17 protein-coding genes are annotated in these 16,375 nt (G+C 72.6%); 7 read left to right on the top strand and 10 right to left on the bottom strand.

All coding sequences use genetic code 11. From position 1 onward, the window contains the following. Nucleotides 1–72 precede the first annotated feature (72 nt). The 3 genes from ACPA54_RS05455 to ACPA54_RS05445 all read right to left on the bottom strand — a co-directional run bounded on the left by ACPA54_RS05455 (nucleotide 73) and on the right by ACPA54_RS05445 (nucleotide 2,418). A complete protein-coding gene (locus ACPA54_RS05455) occupies nucleotides 73–399 on the bottom strand; it encodes a hypothetical protein (RefSeq protein ID WP_423527325.1) in 327 nt (108 codons plus the stop codon). A 300-nt stretch (nucleotides 400–699) separates the two neighbouring features. Continuing rightward, nucleotides 700–1,734 (bottom strand): methyltransferase, encoded by a 1,035-nt coding sequence (locus ACPA54_RS05450; protein ID WP_423527323.1) that lies wholly within the window; start codon nucleotides 1,732–1,734, stop codon nucleotides 700–702. 99 nt (nucleotides 1,735–1,833) lie between these two features. Continuing rightward, complete coding sequence (locus ACPA54_RS05445) at nucleotides 1,834–2,418, bottom strand: TetR/AcrR family transcriptional regulator (protein ID WP_423527321.1); 585 nt, start codon at nucleotides 2,416–2,418, stop codon at nucleotides 1,834–1,836. A 166-nt stretch (nucleotides 2,419–2,584) separates the two neighbouring features. Here ACPA54_RS05445 and ACPA54_RS05440 point away from each other — a divergent pair, with 166 nt between their 5' ends. After that, nucleotides 2,585–3,604 (top strand): aldo/keto reductase, encoded by a 1,020-nt coding sequence (locus tag ACPA54_RS05440; RefSeq protein ID WP_423527319.1) that lies wholly within the window; start codon nucleotides 2,585–2,587, stop codon nucleotides 3,602–3,604. 34 nt (nucleotides 3,605–3,638) lie between these two features. On the opposite strand, the gene ACPA54_RS05435 is transcribed toward ACPA54_RS05440, so the two are convergent. From ACPA54_RS05435 to ACPA54_RS05425, 3 genes are read right to left on the bottom strand one after another with little or no spacing between them, the layout of a single operon-like run. Beyond that, nucleotides 3,639–3,992 (bottom strand): GntR family transcriptional regulator, encoded by a 354-nt coding sequence (locus tag ACPA54_RS05435; protein WP_423527317.1) that lies wholly within the window; start codon nucleotides 3,990–3,992, stop codon nucleotides 3,639–3,641. Continuing rightward, nucleotides 3,993–4,988 carry a DUF1648 domain-containing protein gene (locus ACPA54_RS05430; protein ID WP_423527315.1) on the bottom strand — a complete coding sequence of 332 codons (996 nt, stop codon included), beginning with the start codon at nucleotides 4,986–4,988 and terminating at the stop codon, nucleotides 3,993–3,995. It abuts the gene before it with no gap. A gap of 52 nt (nucleotides 4,989–5,040) precedes the next feature. After that, nucleotides 5,041–5,340 (bottom strand): effector-associated constant component EACC1, encoded by a 300-nt coding sequence (locus ACPA54_RS05425; RefSeq protein ID WP_423527313.1) that lies wholly within the window; start codon nucleotides 5,338–5,340, stop codon nucleotides 5,041–5,043. 161 nt (nucleotides 5,341–5,501) lie between these two features. Here ACPA54_RS05425 and ACPA54_RS05420 point away from each other — a divergent pair, with 161 nt between their 5' ends. After that, nucleotides 5,502–6,314 (top strand): DsbA family protein, encoded by an 813-nt coding sequence (locus ACPA54_RS05420; RefSeq protein WP_423527311.1) that lies wholly within the window; start codon nucleotides 5,502–5,504, stop codon nucleotides 6,312–6,314. A gap of 9 nt (nucleotides 6,315–6,323) precedes the next feature. Here ACPA54_RS05420 and ACPA54_RS05415 read toward each other — a convergent pair whose 3' ends face one another. Next, on the bottom strand, nucleotides 6,324–6,923 hold the full coding sequence (locus ACPA54_RS05415) for a DUF6529 family protein (protein WP_423527309.1): 600 nt from the start codon (nucleotides 6,921–6,923) through the stop codon (nucleotides 6,324–6,326). A gap of 419 nt (nucleotides 6,924–7,342) precedes the next feature. On the opposite strand from ACPA54_RS05415, the gene ACPA54_RS05410 reads away from it, so the two are divergent. Then, on the top strand, nucleotides 7,343–7,981 hold the full coding sequence (locus tag ACPA54_RS05410) for a carbonic anhydrase (RefSeq protein WP_423527307.1): 639 nt from the start codon (nucleotides 7,343–7,345) through the stop codon (nucleotides 7,979–7,981). A 236-nt stretch (nucleotides 7,982–8,217) separates the two neighbouring features. On the opposite strand, the gene ACPA54_RS05405 is transcribed toward ACPA54_RS05410, so the two are convergent. Together ACPA54_RS05405 and ACPA54_RS05400 are read right to left on the bottom strand one after the other, a co-directional pair. Continuing rightward, a complete protein-coding gene (locus ACPA54_RS05405) occupies nucleotides 8,218–8,883 on the bottom strand; it encodes a hypothetical protein (RefSeq protein ID WP_423527305.1) in 666 nt (221 codons plus the stop codon). 200 nt (nucleotides 8,884–9,083) lie between these two features. Next, on the bottom strand, nucleotides 9,084–9,992 hold the full coding sequence (locus ACPA54_RS05400) for an IclR family transcriptional regulator (RefSeq protein ID WP_423527303.1): 909 nt from the start codon (nucleotides 9,990–9,992) through the stop codon (nucleotides 9,084–9,086). Nucleotides 9,993–10,248: 256 nt separating this feature from the next. Between ACPA54_RS05400 and ACPA54_RS05395 the strand changes: the two genes are divergently transcribed. From ACPA54_RS05395 to ACPA54_RS05385, 3 genes are read left to right on the top strand one after another with little or no spacing between them, the layout of a single operon-like run. Then, on the top strand, nucleotides 10,249–11,742 hold the full coding sequence (locus ACPA54_RS05395; protein ID WP_423527301.1) for an aldehyde dehydrogenase family protein: 1,494 nt from the start codon (nucleotides 10,249–10,251) through the stop codon (nucleotides 11,740–11,742). A gap of 32 nt (nucleotides 11,743–11,774) precedes the next feature. Continuing rightward, nucleotides 11,775–12,563 (top strand): SDR family NAD(P)-dependent oxidoreductase, encoded by a 789-nt coding sequence (locus tag ACPA54_RS05390; protein WP_423527299.1) that lies wholly within the window; start codon nucleotides 11,775–11,777, stop codon nucleotides 12,561–12,563. Between the two features lie 24 nt (nucleotides 12,564–12,587). Continuing rightward, a complete protein-coding gene (locus ACPA54_RS05385; RefSeq protein WP_423527297.1) occupies nucleotides 12,588–13,859 on the top strand; it encodes a cytochrome P450 in 1,272 nt (423 codons plus the stop codon). A 294-nt stretch (nucleotides 13,860–14,153) separates the two neighbouring features. Here the strand turns inward: ACPA54_RS05385 and ACPA54_RS05380 are convergent, their stop codons facing one another. Next, complete coding sequence (locus ACPA54_RS05380; RefSeq protein ID WP_345677424.1) at nucleotides 14,154–15,257, bottom strand: ABC transporter substrate-binding protein; 1,104 nt, start codon at nucleotides 15,255–15,257, stop codon at nucleotides 14,154–14,156. A gap of 259 nt (nucleotides 15,258–15,516) precedes the next feature. Between ACPA54_RS05380 and ACPA54_RS05375 the strand changes: the two genes are divergently transcribed. Then, the gene (locus tag ACPA54_RS05375; protein WP_423527294.1) at nucleotides 15,517–16,362 is read left to right on the top strand and encodes a TIGR03619 family F420-dependent LLM class oxidoreductase; all 846 of its coding nucleotides are present in this window, start codon (nucleotides 15,517–15,519) and stop codon (nucleotides 16,360–16,362) included. Nucleotides 16,363–16,375: the final 13 nt, after the last annotated feature.

The raw sequence follows: 16,375 nt of genomic DNA, 5'->3' as shown, positions 1-16,375 counted from the left end.
CTCCAACGGAACGTGCCGTGGCACCCGTCCGGGGGACGGATGCCACGGCACGCGAATCGGTGCTGCTTCGGGTCAGGCCGCGGCCGTGCCCGAGGAGGTGCGGCGGCGCAGGGCGTACGCTCCCAGGCCGAGACCACCGGCAATCAGGACCGCGCCGGTCGCGAGACCGGCACCGTCGTCGAGGATTCCGACGCCGGCGTGCGGACCGCCGTGCGGGCGGCCCTTCTGCTCGCCGCTGTCCTTCTCCATGCCACCGGACTTGTGCTCTTCGCCCGACGACCAGGACTTGCCGCTGTCCGCGGCGCTCGGGCCGGCATCCGCGTAGGCGGCCGGGACGGCCATGGTCAGCGCGGCGAAGCCGAGAGCGGTACCGGCAACGAGGGTGCGTACACGACGCATGATGCGTTCCTTTCGGCGCCCGCAAGACTGCTGACGGGTCATCAGCACTTGGGGATCGGCGGTGCGCCTCTTCCACGGTCCGTCGCGCCGCACGGGCCCGCGACCGCAGTTGCCGCGTTTTGGTGCATTCGGGGCAAGAGTGCCGCTCGTTCAGCGGAAGGAACCCGGTCCCGCGTCACGCGAACGGGCCCGTCCGAAGCGCCCCGACCGCCTCGGACAACCGTGCGGGAAAAGCCAGTTCGGCGCCGCGGCGAGGTGCATCGCGGAAAGCGGCGCGGTCACCTCGCCGCGGCGGCAAGGTCACTCGTCCGGCACGACGCTGTCGAACATGTGCAGCGACGGGTTGATCGACGTGATCTCCCCGGTCACCAGGCCCGCCCGGCCCATCGCGGTGACCAGGCTGTCCCGCGTGTGCTTCGCGCCGCCGACGTTCAGCAGCAGGAGCAGGTCCATCGCGGTGGTGAACTTCGGCGACGAGGTCTCGTCCACGAGGTTCTCGATGACCACGACCCGGGCACCCGGCTCGGCGGCCGAGATGATGTTCGCCAGCGTGCGGCGCGTGCTGTCCTCGTCCCATTCGAGGAGGTTCTTGACGATGTAGACGTCCGCGGCGACCGGCACGTCGTCGCGCACGTCGCCCGCCACGAGCGTGGCCCGGTCCGCGAACGCGCCGCCCGCCCGCAGCCGCGGGTCCGACTCGGCCACGACCGCGGGCAGGTCGAGCAGGTAGCCGCGCAGGTCGGAGTTCCGCTCCAGCAGCGTGGCGAGCATCATGCCCTGGCCGCCGCCGACGTCCGCGACGGTGCGGGCGTCGCCCAGGTCCAGCACGTCCGCGACGTCCTCCGCGGCCTGCCGGCTGGACTGCGTCATCGCCTGGTTGAACACCTCGGCGGACTCGGGCGCGTCCGCGTGCAGGTAGTCGAAGAACTCCTTGCCGTGCACGTCCGCGAACACGCTGCGGCCCTCCCGCACCGCTTCGTCGAGCTTCGGCCATACCTGCCACGTCCACGGCTCGGTCGCCCACAGCGTCACGTGACGCATGCTGCTCGGCGTGTCCGAGCGCAGCAGGCGCGACGCGTCGTTGTGTGCGAAGCGTCCGTCCGGCTGCTCCGTGAAGATGCCGTGCGATGCCAGCGCACGCATCAGCCGGCGCAGCGCGCGCGGGTCGACTTCGGTGCGCTCGGCAAGAGTGTCCGGGGTCTCGGGGTTGGTGCCGAGCGCGTCCGGGATGCCCAGCCGGAGCGCGGCCCGCACGCCCGCGGCCGTCACCGCGCCGAACGCCAGTTCGCGCAGCCGCATGCCCGCAACCTGCTGCGGGGCCGCCGTTTCCACCATGATGTCCGCCTTTCCGGGGAATGTCGGTGATTCGCGACGAAACTGAACATTCCCGCGGGGCGGGGCGGGGCGGTGCGGCGAATGGGTGAGGTGTGCGGGTCAGTTCGGCGTGCCCAGTCCCGTGACGAGCAGGCCGACCAGGCGGCGCGCGTCGTAGCGGGGGTTGTCCTCGGCGCCGATGCACAGGTTTCCGGCGCCGCGCATCAGCTCGTACGCGGTGATGTCGGACCGGATCTCGCCTGCTGCGGCCGCGGCGCCGAGCAGTTCGGTGCACACCGGTACGAGCCGGTCGAGGAAGTACGCGTGCAGCGGTGCGAAGCCCGGATCGTCGGACTGCAGGACCGCGGCGAGCCCGTGCTTGGTGACCAGGAAGTCCACGAACAGGTCCATCCAGCGCCGCAGTGCCTCGTGCGCGGTGGGCGCCTCGGCGAGCAGTGCGGGCCCGGCTTCGGCGCACGCCTCCACCTGGTGCCGGTACACGGCGACGATCAGGTCCGCCCGGGTCGGGAAGTGCCGGTAGATGGTCGCCGTGCCGACGCCGGCCGCGGCGGCGATGTCGCGCACCGGCGCGTCGACGCCGGACGCGACGAAGACGGCGGCCGCCGCGTCGAGCAGGGTTTCCGCGTTGCGCCGCGCGTCCGCCCGCTTGGGGCGGGGGGCGGCGTGCTGCTCGCCGTCGGTCACGTGTCGGTCCTTCCGGGGGCGGGATTGATAAACGGGACAATGTTCCGTATCGTCGGGATAGAAGCGGGACGATGTTCCGTTTGTTCATTGTGGCAGATCGGGAGCCGGGCGGACCGTCGTCCGCGCACGCCCCCGTCACACCCACGGCACAGGGGAGATCACCGTTATGCAGTACCGCACCTTGGGCCGCACCGGCGTCCAGGTCAGCACCCTCGCGCTCGGCGCGATGAATTTCGGCGCCATCGGGCGCACCGGCCAGGAGGAGGCGACCGCGATCGTCGACGCCGCACTGGAAAGCGGCATCAACATCATCGACACCGCCGACATGTACGGCCGCGGCGAGTCGGAGGAAATGGTCGGCAAGGCCATCGCCGGCCGCCGCGACGACATCGTGCTGGCCACGAAGGCCGTGCTCCCGATGAGCGACGAGCGCAATCACCGCGGGGCGTCGCGCCGCTGGCTGACCACCGCGCTGGACAACAGCCTCCGGCGCCTCGGCGTCGACCACGTCGACCTCTACCAAATCCACCGCTGGGACCCCGCGACCAGCGACGAAGAAACCCTCGGCGCTCTCACCGACCTGCAACGCGCAGGAAAGATCCGCTACTTCGGCTCCTCGACCTTCCCCGCCCACCGCATCGTGCAGGCCCAGTGGGCCGCCCGCGAGCACCACCTGGGCCGGTATGTCGCGGAACAGCCCGGCTACTCCATCCTCCAGCGCGCGATCGAGGCCCACGTGCTGCCGGTCGCCGAGGAGTACGGGCTGGGCGTGCTGGCCTGGAGCCCGCTCGCGTCGGGCTGGCTGTCCGGCGCGATCCGCGAAGGCCGCGACATCGCCACCAGCCGCGCCGCGCTGATGCCGGACCGCTTCGACACCGGCCTCCCGGTCAACCGGGCCAAGCTGGACGCCGTCGAAAAGCTCGCCGCCGTCGCCGACGAGGCCGGCCTGACACTGATCCAGCTCGCCTTGGGCTTCGTCACCGCGCACCCGGCGGTGACCGCCGCCATCATCGGCCCCCGCACCCTCGACCACCTGCACACCCAGCTCGCCGCCGCCGACACCGTCCTGAGCGGCGACGTCCTGGACGCCATCGACGCGATCGTGCCGCCGGGCGTCGACCTCGCGCCGGAGGAGAAGGTCGACACCCCGCCGTCCCTGCTGGACGCGCGGCTGCGGCGGCGCTGAGGCGCCGCCGCGGGGCGCCGGTCCCTGCGTCCGCTCAGCCGAGCGCGGTGCGCACCAAGGCGATCAGCTCGTCGTCCGGCACACCGAGCGAGCGTGCCTGTTCGACCAGTTCGGACACCTGTTCGGACAGTCGGAAGCGCTCCGGGTCGAGGGACGCGGCCACCACCGCGCCGCGCCCTCGGCGCAGTTCGATGAGGCCTTCGTCGCGGAGCTGCTGGTAGCCGCGCAGCACGGTGTGCACGTTGACGGCGAGGGAGGCGGCCAGCTCGCGGGCCGGGGGCAGCTTTTCACCCGGGTGGACGCTGCCGTCCGCCAACGCGCGGCGTACCGACGCGGCGATCTGGTCGCCGAGCGGGCGCGGCGACGCGGGGTCGATGCGGAAGAGCATTCAGGGCGTCCGGGGGCGGGTGCGGGCGGCCAGGGTGTTGACCACGTCGGCGGCGGTGCGCGCGTCCGGGGTGGTGACGACGAACGTGTCCCCGCCGGCGAGCCGGAGTTCCAGAGCCTCACCCGAACGGAGGATCACCCCGTGCGTGTTCGGCCGCACGCGGTATCCCCACCCGCCGAAGTCGCCGAGCGCCCGGACGTTGCGGGTGCCGGCCTCGGCGATCCGGTCGAGGGGGACCCGCGTGCGGGCGATCCGGCCGTATCCCACGGTCAACCCCGACGCGTCCACGGTCACCCGCACGGCGGTGAACGCACCGGTGAGCAGGCCGGACGCGCCGAGCAGCAGCCCGGCGGGCCAACTCGACGCGATCCCGAGCGCCAGACCGGCGGCGACGAGCAGGATCGAGAGCCTGGCCAGGGTGGGGGAGGCCACCCGGCGCGTCCAGACCAGCCGTTCGGAGCCGTCCGCATCGGCCACGTACCCGGCGTCGGGCGGCGGTGCGGTGCGGGCGGTGGCGTCGTCGGCGGGGGAGGCCCCGGCGGCGAACCAGCCCAGGGCGGCGGTGACGGCCGCGCATCCGGCGGCCGCCCCGAGGTGCCACAAGGCGAACCGCACGTCGTGCGCGTCCTCGACGCCGTGGTTCGCGGCGAGCAGCATGACGTCGACGTAGGTGAGGAACCCTGCCATCCCGGTCGCGGTCGCCGTGGTGGCGCGCTGCCCCCCGGACGTGCCGCGCGTCCACCACACGGTGGCGGCGAGCAGGGCGCCGGTGCCGAGCTGGAGCGCGGCGGTGATGGGGAGGAACGCGTCCCGGGAGGTGTAGCCGTCCGGGGCGCCGCCGGAGCCCATGTGGGTGGCGATCGGGTCGGGGAGCCGGCCGCGCCAGGCGACGAAGACGGCAGCGGTGACGGCGAATCCGGCCACCGCCGCGACGGCGGCGACGGTGATGCGGCGACGGTCGGTCGGTTGAAGCGGCGTGGTGGGCGCAGGCTGCATGGGAACCCCTAGTTGTTCTAGGGGAACTATAACAATGCGCTCGGGGGCTGGTTCAGGCGGGTGCCCCGGTGTCCTCGTCGGATGCGGCCGCGGTGTCGGTGTCGGTGTCGGTGCCGGTGCCGGTGCCGGTGCCGGTGCCGTCCGGCTGCGCGGGCGGCGGCGCCAACGCCGCCAGCAGGGCCTGGACCTCCGACGGTGTCCCGTCGGGGAGCGTGACCGGGCGTGCGTCGACGCTGATGGTGATCGGCGGCTGCGTACTCCGGGTGCCGCGCCACGTCAGGAAGGAGACCAGCAGACTGCCGAGCGCCGCGCCGTGCGTCAGCGCCACGTCGACGATTTCGTACGCGCCCATGGGCGCCTACGACTTCGCCTGCCGCACCCAGTCACGGCAGGTCCCGGAAAGTCCCCGGAACTCCGCGCCGCGCGCATCCGACTACCTCGGAGGGCCGTCCGCAGACCGCCGGACGCCTCGGGTCGGCGGCACCTGCCCCGGCTTCGGCACACGACAAGGGGATGGACACCTTGGGCACGACCAAGCCGAGCAAGAAGGCCGAACAGCGCATATCGGCGCGCGAACGCATGGCCGCGGAACGGCAGCGCCGAGCCGCCGCGGAGAAGCGCCGGCGCGGGCTGATCGTCGGCGGGGCCGTCGTCGCGGTCCTCGCCATCGCGGCGACCGTCGGCATCGTCGTCGGCAACAGCTCCGGCGGCGGCACCGACGACGTGCGCGGCCGCCCGGTCACCCCGCCGCCCGGCGCGGCCGGTCCCGGACAGACCGTCATCCCCGACGGCAAGGCCGATGCGCCCGCGGTGCTGACCGTCTACGAGGACTTCCGCTGTCCGTTCTGCGACCGCGTCGAGAAGACCCTCGGGCCGACGATCCGGCAGCTCGCCGACGCCGGGCGGTTCCGCGTCGAGTACCACATCGCATCGTTCCTCGACGACCGGCTCGGCGGCAACGGTTCGCGCCGGGCCGCGAACGCCGCCGCGTGCGCGCAGCAGGCCGGCAAGTTCCGGGACTACCACGAGGTGCTGTTCGCCAACCAGCCGGACGAGGACGACGACGCGTTCGGCAAGCGCTCCCGCCTCCTCGACCTTGCCGGCAAGGTCGACGGCCTGCGCACCCCGGCGTTCGAAGCCTGCGTGAACGACAGCACGTTCGCCCCCTGGGTCAAAGCCGTCGAAGCCGACTTCGAGGCCAAGGACATCGGCGGCACCCCGACCGTGCTGCTCGACGGGCGCCCGGTGACCGTGCTCGACCGCAGCGGCGACGCCGTCTCCCCGGACGCGTTCCGCGCCCAGGTGGACCAAGCCCTCGGCACGTGACCCGCCGCGTCAGAAGCCCGGCACCTGCTGCTCGTTGAAGTCCCACAGCGCCGCCGTGTACCAGAGCAGGGCGATCGCCACGACGAGGACGCCGCCCACGATCGGGATCGCCCAGCCGGGGACACGGCGGTTGCGGACCACGATGACCTTGGCGGCGAACGCGCCGTACAGGAAGCAGCCGGTAAGCGAGTGGACGGTGACCCGGGTGTCGTACGTGGCCACCCCGTAAGCCCGGATGCAGTGCACCGCAATCGGCAGCGACACCAGGAACGCGGCAAGGCCGCCCACCCGGTGCCCCGTCGCCAGGCGGTGCCGGGCGGCTTGCGGGACCGGCAGCACCCCGTACACCGCCAGCGCGAGAAGGAGTTGCAGCACGGCCAGGCCCAGCAGCGCGGTGCCGAGGTCGGCTTTGAGGTGCTGCGCGTCCGCGAAGCGGCTGCCGAAGAAGCTCGCCGCGTAGTCCGGGGTATAGGCGCGGCCGAACCACACCAGGCCCCCGGTCACCGCCGCCGGGACGAGCGCCCATGCCAACCCCGTGAACCACCGCCACGCGAGGGACGGCGGGGGCGGAGTCGAAGGCGGGGGCGGAGGCGGAGACTGGTCCGGCATCGGCGGCCCTCCCGAAGCCGAGGAGACAAAGTCCGGCCACCACTACCGCAGGCCGGAGAGGCGCCGGTCCACAGGGCGCGCGACGGGGTCACCGGAACGGCGCAGCGGGATACCCCGCGCGGGGGATCCTCGGCGTGTTGCCTGCCTTCCTTGATCGTCTTCCGGACGCGGCGTGGGCGTGCGCGCGACCCCGCTTTGCGCAGGAACGATCCGCCGCACCGGAGGCCCCGCCCTTCGGGCCCCGCAAGCCCCCTACCAGGCATGAGACCTTGCGCACACCCCGTCGGGCGCCGCGCCCCGTCCGCCCAGCGCAGCGGGCCGATGACCCGCGTAAACCTCCAGGTCGGACAAGCAGGAAGCGGTCCGCATGGCGGTCACCCCATGTGCTCGCGGGCCGGTCGCGCCATAAGATCCCGCCCATGATCGACGCGCCCATATCGGACCCGGCCCACGCTTTCGAGGTGCTCCTCGAAGGCAATCAGCGGTTTGTGGCGGGCACTCCCGCGCACCCCAACCAGGACGCCTACCGCCGCGCCGCGCAAGCCCCGGCCCAGACGCCGTTCGCGGTGCTCTTCGGCTGCGCCGACTCGCGCCTCGCCGCGGAGATCATCTTCGACCGCGGCATCGGCGACCTGTTCGTCGTGCGCACCGCGGGGCACGTGCTCGGCCCCGAGGTGCTCGGCAGCATCGAGTACGGCATCAGCATGCTCGACTGCCGCCTCGTCGCCGTCCTCGGCCACGACTCGTGCGGCGCGGTCGCGGCGACCACGCAGGCGCTCCAGGACGGCCTGACGCCCACCGGCTACGTCCGCGACGTCGTCGAACGCGTCACCCCGAGCGTCCTCGCCGCCCACGCGGCCGGCCTCGAGGACCCGGACGACATCGTCGACGAGCACATCCGGCATACCGTGAACCTGCTCCTGGACCGCTCGCGTGTCCTCGCCGAGCGGGTCGAGGCGGGGCATACGGCCCTCGTCGGCCTGTCGTACAAGCTCGCCGAGGGCGGCGTCCGCACGGTGGCCGCGCACGGCATCGACGTACCGGTCCACCCGGCGTAGGCGGACAGGTCACTTCGGGCAGCGAAACGAAGCGCGGCCGACCGCCGAACGGGTCCTCCGGGTCTCCGCCGACTGCCGCAACGGCACAAGGCCAAGGCCGAAGACGCGCGGCGCGAGCACCCGGCAGCCGGACCGCGCCGCGTACGACGCCGGGGACGGCACGACGGTGGTGATCCGCCCGGACGGGCACATCGGCACCCGTTCCTGAGCGCCCGTCCACGGGCGACGGGTCCGGCTCACCGCCGCTGATAGTGGACGGACCCGTGCTCGTCGCGGAGGTGGTCGGTCAGGACCCGGGAGATCAGGTCGAGCCACACCGTCCAGGAAGTGTGCCCGCAGGAGCCGTGTCCGTGGGTCTCGGCGAAGAAGCCACGCAGGGCATCGTCGCCGTGGAACAGCGCACGGGCCTGCGCGCACTCGCCGACCACGGTCGGCAGGGCCCAGGTGCAGAGCCCTCGTCGGTGGTTGTCCGCCACGTAAACGCCGATCCTTTCGGCGTCGGTCACGTCCTCGTCTTCGAGGGCGACGCCGTCCTGACCGAAGTACATGTCGAGCATGCCCCGCAGGTGTCCCAACCGCTGACCCAGCTCCCACGCGGTGGGGACCGACCCGGCGAGCTTGGCGTAGACGCCGGTCTGCCAGGTGTCGACGTAGTCCGCGATGTCGAAGAACACGTCGGGTCGGCCGCCCGTTCCGGAGCGGGCCGCCAGGCTCCGGAAATCCGCGGGCAGTTCGTCGGCTGCCGCCCCGCCGGCGGCCGGCGCGACCCCGATGGCCCGGACCTGGGCGGCCGCCTCGTACACCGACCGGCCTCCCGTTTCGGAGCCGTGGAAGATCACGCGCAGCCGCGGCTCCATCGCCGCGGCGCGCTCGTCGGCGTCGACCGGGATGACGGCATTCACGGGGTCCACGAAGGGGCCAGGAGGAGGCGGGCACCGGCAAAACGGAAGTGGGCTTGGTGCACGGTGCGAGATCCCCCGCTGACGGACGCATATCGGGCCGTATGGCCCGACGGGAAGCATCGTCGGGCACCGCCGGAGCCCCGTCCACCCGTCCGCGCCGAACGGCCGGTTGCCCGCGGGTTTCGGTCGGGCCGCCCGGGTCAGCGGGGTTCGAGTGCCCGTGCCTTGCCGCCGATGTGGCGGGTGGCTCGTTCCGTTGCCTCCTTGAGGAGTTCGCCGAGCCGGGCGACCTCGTCCGGGGTCAGGTCGTAGTTCGGGCCGAAGACCATGATCGTGGCGACGACGTTGCCGAGCACGTCGAAGACCGGGGCGGAGCACTGCAGCATGCGCACCGGGCGGTCGGCGTCCAGGTCGGTCGGCAGGTACTCGCTGTGGGTGAGTTCGAGGACCACGTCGTCGCGGACCCGGCGGGCTTCCTCCGCGTCCGGGGTGTCGGCCAGGGTGGCGAGGGCGTCGGCGAGTTCCGGGTTGCGGGGGGTCGCCACGGTGACGCTGTAGCCGCGGGTGCGGATGGCGGCGAGCGCGGCGCGGTAGCGGGCGCGGGCCGCCTCGCCGAGGGGGACGGCTGCGGCGTCCAGCCACGCGTCCACGCCCGCCTCGTCGGCCCACGCGACGAGGCCCGTGCCGAACGGCGGGGCCAGGCGGATCGCTTGGCCCACGTGCCCGCGTACCGCGAACGGGGCGCCGTGGTCGAAGACTTCCACGACCCGGATCTCGTCGCCGGTGCGCACGGATACGCCCACGCACGTCCCGGTCTGCCGGGCGAGCGCCTCGGCTTCGTTTCCGGTGACGGCGAGCGCCGAGTTGATGCTGCGGGCGGCGTCGCCGACCGCGATGCACGCGGGGCCTAGGCGGTAGCGCAAGTCGCCCTCGCCGCGTACCGCGTAGCCGCGTTCGGCCAGCGCGAGGAGCACGGTGTGGCAGCTGGCGCGCGGCATGTCGAGAATGCGCGCGACCTCGCTGACCGTCATGGCCTCGGCCGGGTCGGCGGCCAGCGTTTCCAGGATGTCCACGGCGCGGAGCACCGCGGGCGACGCCACCAATGGCATGTCGGCTCCTTGACAACCAGCGATCGAATGCCGCTAGGATCGCAGCAGCATTGCTAATATACTATTAGCCGCCGCTCGGGTTGGGCTAGTCGGGTCGGATCGTTTCGACCCCGATGATCCTCCGTCCGCGGTCTCCGTACGGCGCCACCCCGCACAGCCACTCCCCACAGCCCTCGTCCTGGCCAACCCCTTGGCCGCCGCCCGGGACCGGCCCCGCGCGTCCCCGGCGCCCGCGACGACCCCCCGGAGGCCGAACGTGGCGGACCTGCTCGACGCCGCACAGCTGTACCTCGACGGCCGGTTCGCGGACGGCCGCGACCCCGGATTCGCGGTCGAAGACCCCGCGACCGAAGAGGATTTCGCCTACGCCCCGACCGCCGACGCGGCGCAGTTCGACACCGCGGTGGCCGCCGCCCGGCGCAGCTTCGACGCGGGCGTGTGGGCGTCCGTCCCGCTTGCCGAACGCGTGCGCGTGCTCGCCGCCATGGTCGACGTGCTGGACGGCATGCGCGACGACCTGGTCCGGACGGTGATCCGCGAAACCGGCACGCCGGTCCGCATCGCCGGACTCCTGCAGGTCGACATGGCCTTGCAGCAGGCCCGCCAACTTCCGGCGCTGCTGGCCACGTTGCCGGAGTGGGAGCACAACGAACTCCCGCTCGACGGGCACATCGCCGGACCGGCCGGCCACGACGTGCTGATGAGCATCCGCCGGTACGAGCCGTGCGGCGTCGTCGCGGCCATCACCCCCTACAACTTCCCCCTCCAGCCCGCCGTCTGGAAGGTCTTCTCGGCCCTCGCCGCCGGCTGCTCGGTGATCCTGCGGCCGAGCCCCCTCGCGCCGCTGTCGGTGCTCGCGTTCGGTGCCGCGGCCGACCGCGCGGGGCTGCCGCCGGGCGTGCTCAACATCCTGCCGGAGCCCGGTTCCGCGGGCGCCGAGCTGCTCACTTCGGATCCGCGCGTCGACTGCGTGTCGTTCACCGGGTCGACCGCGGTCGGCCGCCGGATCGCCGCGCAGGCCGCGCCCACCGTCAAACGCCTCGTCCTCGAACTCGGCGGCAAATCTGTGCAGTTGTATCTGCCGGACGCGGTGCGCAACGTCGGCGCGGGCGTCGCCGCGGTGTTCGGTGCGCACGCCGGACAGGCCTGCTCGTCGCAGAGCCGCGTCCTGGTGCCCGCCGAGGCCTTCGACGACGCCGTCGCCCAAGCAACCGCGGTCGCCCGCGCGATGCCGGTCGGCGACCCGCAGGACCCCGCCACGGCGGTCGGCCCGGTCGTCTCCGCGGCGCAGCACGCCCGCATCACCGGCCTGATCGCGGACGCCGTCGACGCGGGAGCCCGCCTGGTCGCCGGGGGCAGCCGGCCCGCGGGGCTCGCGCGCGGCCACTACCTGGAGCCGGCCGTGCTCACCGTCGACGACAACGCCAACCCCATCGCGCAGCGCGAGGCGTTCGGCCCGGTCGTCAGCATCCAGGCGTACCGCGACCTCGACGAGGCCGTGGCCATCGCCAACGACAGCGAGTACGGCCTGTCGGGCGGCGTCTACAGCGCCGACGTCCGCGCCGGACTCGCCGTCGCCCGCCGCATCCGCTCCGGCACCGTGCTGGTCAACCGGCCCGCGGCCAACGCCTACACGCCGATGGGCGGCATCAAGCAGTCCGGCATCGGCCGCGAACGCGGCGTCGCGGGACTGCGCGAATACCAGGAGGTCCAGCACCTCGTGCTCGGCCCGCTCGAAGACCTGCGCTGATCCGGACAACCGCCGGACCGAGGGGAGAAGAAGTGCTGCTGGACGGCAAATCCGTGGTCGTCACCGGTGCCGGCTCGGGCGTCGGACGGGCCACCGCGCTCCTGTTCGCCCGCGAAGGCGCACACGTCGTGGCAGCCGACCTGCGCGAGGACTGGGCCGCGGAAACGGTCCGGCTGATCGGCGAGCAACCCGACACCACGGGCAGCGGCACCGCCGTGCGCTGCGACGTCACCGTGCAGGCCGACGTCGACGCCGCCATCGCCGCGGCCGTCGCGGGCCGCGGCCGGCTCGACGTCGTCGTCAACAACGCCGGCATCGCCACCCCCGCCTTCGGCATGCTCACCGAGGACCACACCGCCGAACAGATCGACAAGCTCCTCGCCGTCAACGTCCGCGGCATCATCTTCGGCTGCCAGGCCGCCATCCGGCAGTTCCGCGCCCAAGGCGGCGGCGGAGTCATCGTGAACACCGGCTCGATCGCCGGCATGGTCGGCTGGGGCGGCACCGTCTACGGCGCCACCAAGGGCGCCGTCAACCAGCTCACCCGCGGCGTCGCCGTGGAATGCGCCAAGGACGACATCCGCGTCAACGCCGTCTGCCCCGCCGCGATGCCCGCCACCAATTTCATGGTTCCCGACGCCGCACACGGCTCCCAGGGCATCGGCGAAGAAGCCGGCCGCGACGTCGGCTCCGCGCATCCCCTCGGCCGCCCGATCACCGCCGAAGACTGCGCCGCCGCCGCGCTGTTCCTCGCCTCCGACGCGGCCCGCAACATCACCGGCGTCCTGCTGCCCGTCGACGGCGGATTCGTCGCCCAATAGCCGACCCGGAAGGACCACGCGACCATGACCTCCGACGTCGGCGCCCTCGACCCGACGCGCCTCAAGGAACTCTTCGACCTGCGCAGCGGTGTCAACGAACACAGCGGCGCCGCCTACCACGACGACCCCTATCCCGTCTGGCACCGGCTCCGCGAAGCCGCCCCCGTACACCGCGGCATCGTCCACGAACTCACCGGCTTCGCCGGACCCGCCGCCTTCCAGGGCCTCCCGCACCCCGAACGCGAGCACTTCAGCGCCTTCTCCTACGCCGCCTGCGACGCCGCGTTCCGCGACGAAACCGTGTTCGTGTCCTCGGAAAGCGCCGCCGACGGCCGCGACTTCGAACACGGCATCGAAGGCCCCCAAAGCAGCATCCTCTACATGAACGGCAAAGAGCACCGCCGCTACCGCGGCCTCGTGCAGCCGTCGTTCGTCCCGCCGCGCGCCAAATGGTGGATGGACAACTGGATCACCACCACCGTCCACGCCCTGATCGACAACTTCGCCGCCGCCGGACGCGCCGACCTCAACACCGACTTCTGCGCCGCCATCCCCACGCTCACCATCACCGGCAGCCTCGGCATCCCCGCCGCGCAAGCCCTCGACCTGCGCGCCTCGATGATCCCCGGCGCCATCGACACCGCCGTCTTCGCGAGCATCGTGGCACCCGCCGTCGCGGCCCGCCGCGAACAGCCGGGCGACGACCTGCTCAGCGTGCTCGTGGAAGCCGAACTCACCGACGAAGACGGCGTCCACCACCGCCTCTCCGACGCCGAGATCATGTCTTTCGCCTACCTGCTGCTGGTCGCCGGATCCGGCACCACCTGGAAGCAGATGGGGATCACCCTCGCGGCCTTGCTCGCCCGCCCGAAAGTCCTCGACGCGGTCCGCGCCGACCGCGCACTGCTGCGCCCGGCGATCGAGGAATCCCTGCGCTGGACGCCGACCGACCCGATGTTCTCCCGCTACGTCGCCCGCGACATCGACTTCCACGGCATGTCCCTGCCGCGCGGCGCGGTCCTGCACCTGTGCATCGGCGCCGCCAACCGGGACCCCGCCCGCTGGGAGTCCCCGGACGACTACGACCCCACCCGCCCGGCCCGCGCCCACCTGGGCTTCGGCCGCGGCCCGCATGTGTGCCTCGGCACCCACGTCGCCCGCGCCGAAATGGCCGTCGGCATCGGCGCCCTGCTCGACCGGCTGCCGAACCTGCGCCTCGACCCGGACGCGGCACCGCCGAGGTTCATCGGCATGTACGAGCGGGGGGCGACGGAGATCCCCGTGCTGTTCGGCTGAGGGGGTACGCCGCCGACGAGGACCGAGCGGAGAAGGACCGAGCCGAGCCGGGCCGGGGCCGAGCGCGGCGGAGCCGATCGGGCGGCAAAGCACCGGCCCGGCGCGGGGATCAGGGGCCCCCGCGCCGGGCCGGTTTCCGTTTCACGTACGCCCGACGCCAGGGGGAGGGGAGGACGCCGGACAGCCGGTCCGGGGTGAGTCGAGGGTGGCGGGCAGAGCGGGCAGAGCGGGACGGGCAGGACGGGCGGGCAGAGCGGGACGGGCGGGCGGAGTCGTCATGGCGTGCAGGTGGGCCTAGTAGTCGTCCGTCGGGGCGAACAGGCCGGCGAACTCCAGTGCCCCGTTGCGGACCCGCCCGTAGTGCAGCCAGTCGCCCTTGAACAGCTGGTGGTCGTACGGTCCGCCGGCGATGTGCGTGTTCGGGCCGCCGGTGACCGCGGGCATGAACCGGATGCGCTCCAGGCCTTCCTTGACGCCCGGCCCGGTCAGGACGGTCGCCCGGTGCAGGGCTTCGGCGACGGCGGCGGCCATGTCGTAAGCGAGGCCGGGGATGGCGTTCGGCCACATCCACGGGTCCTCGCCGTAGCGGGCCACGAAGCGTTCGTGGAAGCGGTGCATGCGCGGGTTCTCCGGGCACCACTGGTCGATGCCCACCCAGCCTTCCAACTGCTCGAAGCCCCAGATGTACTGCATGAACGCGGTCGTCATGATGCGCGGCGGATCCCACGCGAGCTTCTCCAGCGCGGCGCGGACGGCGCCGGAGACGACGAGGCCGCCGTAGCCGAGCCAGGCCAGCGCGTCGGCGTCGGCGGCGCGCAGCACGGCGAGTTTGTCGGCGAGGGCGTCCGCGGTGGTGCCCGAGTCGACGGTTTCCACGGCGGCCACGGAGACGCCGAGGCGGCGGCATTCCTGGCGGAAGAAGCGGAAGTACTCCTCGCCGATCGGCGACCACGGCGCGAGCACCGCGACCCGCCGGTGGCCTTGGCGTTTCAGCCAGTTGACCATCAGCGCCGGGTCGCCGCCGACGTCGCCGTTGCCCATCCGGAAGCAGTATTCGCCGTGGAACGCGTCCGTCCCCGCCATGCTGATCAGCGGGACGTGCAGCGCGTTGGCGTGCTCGGCGAGCGCCATCGCCGAGTCGGTGTAGTTCGCGCCGGCGACCGCGAGGCAGCCCGCGTCGACGAGCCGGCGGAACGCGTCGACACCGCCTTTCGCGGTCCCCTGCGGCAGGCCGGCGTCGTCTTCGAACAGGAACTCGTACCGGCGGTCCAGCACGCCGCGTTCGACGGCTTCGTCGAACGCCATGGTGATCTCGCGTTCGAACCGTTGCCATTCCATGCCGAGCCAACCGATCCGCACAGGTGCCAGCCGCAGCCAGCGGTCCTCGATCGATGTCACGGGTACGCCCCCTTGCCGGGTTCGTGTGTCTTGCCGGTGACTGTCGGAATGCGCTGGGGCCGTCTCGGTGAGCGCATTTTCGCTATCCCGAAATGTCGAAATGCTAGCGAGCGAGCTGTAATCCTAGCGATGGTGATTTGCGGGCTGTCAAGCATCCGCACCGATCGCGCGGCCATTGCTCCTTGGTGCGTTCTTCGGTACGCATGATCGGGCTGCCGATCCGCGGTGCGTCCGCGCTCGTGTCCCGGAGGTCCGCCGCGTGAAGTTCTGGGTCCCCCTCATCTGCCTGCCCACCGAGCAATACCCGCCCCTCGCCCGCGCCGCCGAACGGCTCGGCTACGAAGGGGTGCTGGTCGCCGACCACCTCGCGATTCCGGAAGCGTTCGCGTCCGTCCACCCGTCGGGGGAGAACCCGTTCACCCACGAGACGGAGTTCCCCGACGCGGTCGCCGTCATCGCGTCACTGGCCGCGGTCACCACCCGGCTGCGCTTCATGACCTACGCCTACGTCCTGCCGCTCCGCGACCCGTTCACCGTCGCCAAGCAGTTCGGCACGCTCTCCGTGCTGTCCGGCGGCCGGGTCGCGCTCGGCGCCGCCGTCGGCTGGCTCGCCGAAGAATTCGCCACCGTGGACGCGGACTTCCGCACCCGCGGCGCCCGCACCGACGAGATGCTCGCCGTCGCCGCCGACTTCTGGGCCGACGGCCGCGCCGAACACCACGGCCGCTTCCACGACTTCGGCCCCGCCGGCATGTTCCCCGCGCCCGCGGCGCCGCTGCCCGTGCTGATCGCCGGGAAGAGCGACAAAGCCCTCGAGCGCGCGGCCCGGCACGACGGCTGGCTCGGCATGAACTACGGCTTCGACGAGATCGAAGAACGCGTGGCCCGCCTCGCCGACCTCCGCAAGGCGGCCGGCGACACCCGCCCCGACTTCGAGGTCTTCGCCATCGCCAACGCGATGCCGGAACCCGCAACCTACACACACCTCGCCGACCTCGGCGTCACCGCCACCGCCGCCATGCCCTGGCTGGTCGGCGACCCCGCCACCGCATCGGTCGACGCCAAGATCTCCGCACTCGAAGCGTTCGCCGCGACCCACCTGTGACCGACGCCCCGGG

It is taken from the genome of Uniformispora flossi (genome assembly GCF_049534875.1).
Classification (GTDB): domain Bacteria; phylum Actinomycetota; class Actinomycetes; order Streptomycetales; family Streptomycetaceae; genus Yinghuangia; species Yinghuangia aomiensis.
The sequence above is the reverse complement of the archived record's forward strand: the minus strand, read 5'-3'. Positions and strand labels throughout refer to the sequence as shown.

What these genes read in the sequence shown, in the direction of transcription:
- ACPA54_RS05435 (WP_423527317.1), bottom strand. Translation starts at nt 3,992, where the DNA reads ATGCTCTTCCGCATCGACCCCGCGTCGCCGCGCCCGCTCGGCGACCAG.
- ACPA54_RS05385 (WP_423527297.1), top strand. Translation starts at nt 12,588, where the DNA reads ATGACCTCCGACGTCGGCGCCCTCGACCCGACGCGCCTCAAGGAACTC.
- ACPA54_RS05455 (WP_423527325.1), bottom strand. Translation starts at nt 399, where the DNA reads ATGCGTCGTGTACGCACCCTCGTTGCCGGTACCGCTCTCGGCTTCGCC.
- ACPA54_RS05430 (WP_423527315.1), bottom strand. Translation starts at nt 4,988, where the DNA reads ATGCAGCCTGCGCCCACCACGCCGCTTCAACCGACCGACCGTCGCCGC.
- ACPA54_RS05410 (WP_423527307.1), top strand. Translation starts at nt 7,343, where the DNA reads ATGATCGACGCGCCCATATCGGACCCGGCCCACGCTTTCGAGGTGCTC.
- ACPA54_RS05425 (WP_423527313.1), bottom strand. Translation starts at nt 5,340, where the DNA reads ATGGGCGCGTACGAAATCGTCGACGTGGCGCTGACGCACGGCGCGGCG.
- ACPA54_RS05415 (WP_423527309.1), bottom strand. Translation starts at nt 6,923, where the DNA reads ATGCCGGACCAGTCTCCGCCTCCGCCCCCGCCTTCGACTCCGCCCCCG.
- ACPA54_RS05420 (WP_423527311.1), top strand. Translation starts at nt 5,502, where the DNA reads ATGGACACCTTGGGCACGACCAAGCCGAGCAAGAAGGCCGAACAGCGC.
- ACPA54_RS05450 (WP_423527323.1), bottom strand. Translation starts at nt 1,734, where the DNA reads ATGGTGGAAACGGCGGCCCCGCAGCAGGTTGCGGGCATGCGGCTGCGC.
- ACPA54_RS05400 (WP_423527303.1), bottom strand. Translation starts at nt 9,992, where the DNA reads ATGCCATTGGTGGCGTCGCCCGCGGTGCTCCGCGCCGTGGACATCCTG.
- ACPA54_RS05440 (WP_423527319.1), top strand. Translation starts at nt 2,585, where the DNA reads ATGCAGTACCGCACCTTGGGCCGCACCGGCGTCCAGGTCAGCACCCTC.